At 66.3% G+C, this 5,507-nt stretch carries 5 protein-coding genes; 4 read left to right on the top strand and 1 reads right to left on the bottom strand.

Annotated elements, in window-relative coordinates:
- From ACFWY6_RS43820 to ACFWY6_RS43805, 4 genes are all read left to right on the top strand, one after another.
- A partial coding sequence (locus tag ACFWY6_RS43820; RefSeq protein WP_384703035.1) for a GNAT family N-acetyltransferase occupies nucleotides 1–527 on the top strand: 527 nt, incomplete at its 5' end.
- Nucleotides 528–1,095: 568 nt separating this feature from the next.
- A complete protein-coding gene (locus ACFWY6_RS43815) occupies nucleotides 1,096–2,892 on the top strand; it encodes an alpha-L-fucosidase (protein ID WP_384703032.1) in 1,797 nt (598 codons plus the stop codon).
- Nucleotides 2,893–3,199: 307 nt separating this feature from the next.
- A complete protein-coding gene (locus ACFWY6_RS43810; RefSeq protein ID WP_384703029.1) occupies nucleotides 3,200–3,604 on the top strand; it encodes a hypothetical protein in 405 nt (134 codons plus the stop codon).
- 179 nt (nucleotides 3,605–3,783) lie between these two features.
- Entirely contained in the window at nucleotides 3,784–4,518 is a 735-nt protein-coding gene (locus tag ACFWY6_RS43805; protein WP_384703026.1) for a hypothetical protein, read from the top strand.
- Between the two features lie 104 nt (nucleotides 4,519–4,622).
- Here the strand turns inward: ACFWY6_RS43805 and ACFWY6_RS43800 are convergent, their stop codons facing one another.
- The gene (locus ACFWY6_RS43800; RefSeq protein ID WP_384703023.1) at nucleotides 4,623–5,045 is read right to left on the bottom strand and encodes a VOC family protein; all 423 of its coding nucleotides are present in this window, start codon (nucleotides 5,043–5,045) and stop codon (nucleotides 4,623–4,625) included.
- Between the last annotated feature and the right edge of the window lie 462 nt (nucleotides 5,046–5,507).

Below are 5,507 nucleotides of genomic sequence, written 5' to 3'. Positions count from 1 at the left end.
CCGAGCCACGCCCGAACTCACCGCAGGCCAACGTCTGCGGGTGCCTGAGCTATCCCAACCCCACCCAGCACAACAACGAGCGCCGCGGTCCGGACCGCGGCGAGTACGTCGCCGGGCTGTGCCGTGCGGACCCGCCTCCCGGCGTGCTCGCCTACGACGGTGACGAGCCGGTCGGCTGGGCCGCCGTGGCACCGCGCTCGGAGACCTCCTTCGCGCACAGCCGTAAGATCCCGCACGTCGACGACCTGCCGGTCTGGTCGTTGTGGTGCATCCGCGTACGCCCCGGTCACCGGAAGCAGGGCATCTCGCACGCCTTGATCACCGGCGCGGTCGAGTTCGCCCGCGCGCACGGCGCACCGGTGGTCGAGGCGTACCCCCTCGACAGCGGTGATGCCAAGGTCGACCTGACGATGGCGTACGCCGGTATCCGCAAGAACTTCGAACGCGCCGGATTCACCCACGCCGCCGACACGACCTCGGTACTGGCCGGTCACCCCCGGGTCCTGATGCGGCTGGACCTGCGCTGAAAGGCCGGCTGCCGCTACAGCCAGGGTGAGCGGCCCGATGGCCACGACGGAGATCGACGCAGATTTGCCGGTCGCCGTGATCACTTGGTGAACCGAGTCAGAATCCGTCTTGGTTGTCTGCACCGGCTGGGCATATCTGTGCCTGAGCTTCGTGTCACGCGGAGGGGCCACAGCCCAAAGGGCTGTCCAGTGACTGCCACCCGCACGTAGCTGGCTTCCAGGGCGAACGAGGCGGCCCGCAAGTGACGTTGGTGCTCTCCGGCCAAGGGCAAACGAGGCGTCCCTGTCCGCCGAGCCGATGCGGAGCAGGCGATCCGCCGGATACCCCGAGCGACAGGAGAGCTCCTATGTATTGCGGGTTTCGCCGTCGTTTCAACGAACCTTTGTGCAAACCGTTGCCTGGACCTCCGATGTATTGCACTCTCGCACGAGTGCAAGATCTGGACGCGGTAGCCGCGCCTCCTTGTGCATCCAGGTGCGCGAAACCCTCGGCGGCACCTTGATGCCCTCTGAACGGCCGCCCGTGTCCTGGCCATTCCACCCCCCCACAGCACTCTGGAGACGGCTCATGACCAGACTCACGACCGGTGCGGCCCCCACCCGTCGGCGAGCACGGCGGACCGCGATCGCCGCGCTCGTTGTCCTCACCGCGTGCGGCACCGGCATGTTGCCCGCAAGTTCGTCGGCCGCGCAGGAGAGCCATGCGGCGCACGTGTCAGCAGCGGCCGGGGCGGAGAACCCCATAGTTTCCATCAACGACTCGGACGCCCCGGAGCAGATCCGCGAGAAGGCGGCGAAGGTGACGCCGACAGCTAGGCAACTGGCCTGGCAGCAGGAGGAGTTGACGGGATTCGTCCACTTCGGGCCGAACACCTTCTCCGGAAGGGAATGGGGCTCGGGCGCCGAGGACCCGGATGTCTTCAACCCCTCCAGCCTCGACACCGACCAGTGGGCGCGCACCTTCAAGGACGCAGGGTTCAAGAAGGTCATCCTCACCGCCAAGCATCACGACGGGATGCTGCTGTTCCCCTCGGCCTACTCCAGTCACGGGGTGGCTTCCAGTTCCTGGAGGAATGGTCAGGGTGACGTCCTCAAGGAGTTCACCGACTCCGCTCGCAAGGTCGGACTCAAGGTCGGTGTCTACCTTTCCCCTGCCGATGGTTCGGAACTGCCCCATCAGTGGTGGAAGGAGAAGTGGGTCCCGGGCATCGTCAAGAAGCACGATGCGGGGCAGAGCCTGACCACCATCGAGCAGTCGACCTATGACGACCGGGACCGGACTCCGGGCGGCCAGGGCCGGTACGGCAACGGCAGCGAGAAGAAGACCGTGACGATCCCGAGCAACGGGGGCGACGGGCCGAAGTTCACCGTCGAGGCCGACGACTACAACACGTACTACATGAACACGCTCTACGAGGTGCTCACCAAGTACGGCAAGTTCGACGAGGTGTGGCTGGACGGAGCCAACCCCTGGAAGGACGCGGGGCTCAACCAGAGCTACAACTTCACCGACTGGTACAAGATGATCCGCATGCTCCAGCCGTCGGCCGGCGTCTTCGGTGGCCCTGACATCCGCTGGGTCGGCAACGAGGACGGACTCACCACGCGTACCAACGAGTGGAGCGTCGTACCGCAGAAGGGCGCGGCCGAACCGGACGGCGAACGAACCCCGACCTACGGCTTCCAGGGCGACGACATCGCCAGTGACGACAAGCTGACCACGGATTCGGACTACCTGGCCTGGCACCCGGCCGAGTGCGACGGCCGACTGCAGGGCCCCAACTGGTTCTGGAACAAGGACGCACAGCCGATTTCCCTGGACGCGCTGAAGAACATGTACCGCAACTCGGTGGGCAAGAACTGCCAGCTCCTGCTGAACGTCGCCCCGGACAACAACGGCAGGGTCGCCGGGCCGGAAGAGGCGCGGATGCGGGAGTTCGGCGGGTGGATCCGGTCCACCTTCGACACGGACCACGCCGAGGGCGCGACCGCCGCTGACGACGCGGGCACCTCCCACACCCCCGGGAACGACCCCGGCAACGTGCTGGATGACACCGACGACACCGCCTGGCAGCCCACTGGCACCAGCGGAAACCTCGTCCTTGACCTGGGCTCCGACAAGACCTTCAACACCGTGAACGTGAAGGAGAACATCCAGGTGGGCCAGCGGACGACGGGCTTCGCCGTCGATGTCTGGGACGGACAGTCCTGGAAGGAGGCCGGCAAGGCCACCACGATCGGCTACCGCCGCATCCTGAAGCTGTCGGAGTCGGTGACGACCAGCAAGGTGCGACTGCGGATCACCTCGTCCCGGGCCCTTCCCCCGGCCATCGCCACGGTCAGCCTCCACAACGATCAGTCGTAGCCCGGGCGATTGGGCATTGATGTGACGGTCGCACCGTCTCACGGTTTGATGATGCCGTGAGACGGTGCGGCCGTTCGCAGGCAGGCGGTGCTCCCGTCACGGTCCGCCTTGGGGCAATGCGCAGGCGAGGGGCCCTCATACCGCGGAAGTTGTAGGAACCGCGAACGTACCGCCAGGGTTTAGGCGGTGATCAAACCAGCACGCGACGACGCCGTCACGTTTGCGCTTCTACCTTCTCTGGTGGCGCCGATCGCTGGCTGGCGCCATCAGGTGGGGGGTGTCGGCCTCTCCGGAAACTGGGGGATCAATGATCAAGACCAGGCAGGTCGCCACGATGCTGGGCGGCGCTGCGGCCGTACTGGCCGCCATGACCGTGCCCACGCTCGCCTCGGAAGCGCCCAGCACGGCGGCCACTGCGCAGTCCTGCTCCGCAGCGCCGTATCAAAGTGAAGCAGGCACGGGCCCCGGCAACGACGCCCACTGGCCCAATGCAGGACATTGGGCGGTGGTGAGCAGCGGGTGCCACAACATCAGCCTGATGCCCAACTCAGGCACTCACAAGGTCCGGGTCTGTACTCCCAGCGCCTGCAATGCCTGGAAGTCGGTGAGTGGTGGGGAATGGAAGGTCATCGCGCACAACGCGGTACCCGGCAAGAAGTTCTACGTTCAGTTCAAGGGGCTGTTCGGGGGCAGTGGCTGGATTGAGCACTAACGCGCGCGGTGCGACACCGGGCACCGGGCTACCTGATGGTTGCCCGGTGGGACTCAGATGCACGACGACGACCTGCCCCCCCCCCGCCCCCGCCACGCTGCTGCAGCCGGCTCATTGACCACGTACCGGCACAGCAGCAAGCACTCTCACCGCTCCCGCCACGCCTACGAAGGAACCCAATGCGTACGAAGACCCGCAAGAACTGGAAACTCGGCCTGCTGGGCGCCACTGCCGCGCTGGCCCTGGCCACCACGGCCTGCGAGCCGTCCGACGACGACAACAGCGGCGGCGACCCCAAGCCGTCCCCGACGGCGTCCGAGTCCGCTGAGAAGCCGTCCGGCGACGGCAGCTCCGGCGGCAAGCAGACCTCCAGCCCCGCCCCGGAGAAGACGGGCGACGACATCGAGGGCTCGGGCGGCGCCAACTCCGGTGGCGGCACCGGAGATTCGGACAAGGGTGGCAACTGGGACTACGCGGACCGCCAGAAGCCGCTGTCCGGGTCGGTCTGCGACAACGACGGTCAGGGCCCCTACGGGAAGGTCGAGTCCGTCAACATGGGCGGCGAGAGTCCGGACGCGACGCTGGGCATCGCCCTGGGCTACTACGAGTGCGGCGACATGGGCCCCGACTTCCGGACGTCCAGCGCGACCGGGGCCGCGCAGAACGTGCTCATCGACTCGGCCCACCTCAAGGTGGTCGTGGGCGGCATGATCGCCGAGGAGCTCGGCACCAAGACGCCGAGCGTCAACGCGTTCCTCGACCAGCTGGTGCTGATGCAGGACAAGGGTCAGCTCAAGGGCCCCAAGGCCCCGGAGTTCTACTTCCGGATCGACGCCGAGTCCGACGATGTGAACGCCATGCCGGACGACGAGTCCCACATCATCTACCTGTACCAGATCATCGACGGCGACTGACCCCGCGTACGGCAGCATGCGTCGGGCCCGGCACCCCGAAAACGGCGCACAAGTGCCGTCATCCCCGTGCCGTGCACTGAGAGGGCAAGAGACCCGGTTGCCGATCAGCGGTTCTGGTCGGTGATGTTGAACATCCAGCTGATCCCGAACTGGTCGACCAGCGAGCCCGCCTCGTCGCCCCACACCTGCTTTTCCAGAGGCAGCGTGACGGTTCCACCGACGGACAGCTTCTCGAAGTAGTCGCGAAGCCCCCTGTCGTCGCCGTCGAGGAAGATCGCGACATTGTTGCCGGGCCGATAGGACGGGTGGCCGGGCCTGTCATCGGGATAGTCCCATGCCATCAGCGTGTAGCCGGCGGGAGTGTCCAAACGAGAGTGCATGACCTTGTCGGCGTTGGGCGAGTCCGGTGAGCCGAAGTCCGCCACAGCTCCCACCTCCAACTCGCCACTGAATACCTCCCGGTAAAACTCCATCGCCTGCCGCGCGTTGCCGTTGAACGTGATACACGGATTGACCTGAGACCCCACTTGACGCTCCTTCGTAATATGGCCGATCGGACAGCCCGATCGCCGCGAAGCCAAGTTACCGACGAACCACGACACCCTCTGTCACGATTTTTGGTGCGGGGCAACTTAACGGTGTAGCCAGGGTCGTTGGCTGGTCAGAAGGCGTTAGGCCCGTTTCCCTGGGCAGCGGCTGGAAGCAGACCGGACCGGGCTCGTTCGACCTTGCGGACGGCACCCTCACCTCCATGGGCGGCATGTTGTTACATCGGCCTGCAGAACCACGGCGATGCCGAAACCACGTCTCGTTCCGTAAGGTCCTTGTGAGTCGGCACGGTCGCACAGGAGTGGAAGGCGGAGAGCGACGGCACCGTGCGCAATCCGCACACACCCCCCCACCAGGAACGGGCCCGGGGGGGGGGGGGGGGAGGGGGACAGCACACCCCCCCACCCCACGGGCAAAAAAAGACACCCCACACACCCCCA

Source organism: Streptomyces sp. NPDC059037 (assembly GCF_042740015.1).
Classification (GTDB): domain Bacteria; phylum Actinomycetota; class Actinomycetes; order Streptomycetales; family Streptomycetaceae; genus Streptomyces.
The sequence above is the reverse complement of the archived record's forward strand: the minus strand, read 5'-3'. Positions and strand labels throughout refer to the sequence as shown.

What these genes read in the sequence shown, in the direction of transcription:
- ACFWY6_RS43815 (WP_384703032.1), top strand. Translation starts at nt 1,096, where the DNA reads ATGACCAGACTCACGACCGGTGCGGCCCCCACCCGTCGGCGAGCACGG.
- ACFWY6_RS43810 (WP_384703029.1), top strand. Translation starts at nt 3,200, where the DNA reads ATGATCAAGACCAGGCAGGTCGCCACGATGCTGGGCGGCGCTGCGGCC.
- ACFWY6_RS43805 (WP_384703026.1), top strand. Translation starts at nt 3,784, where the DNA reads ATGCGTACGAAGACCCGCAAGAACTGGAAACTCGGCCTGCTGGGCGCC.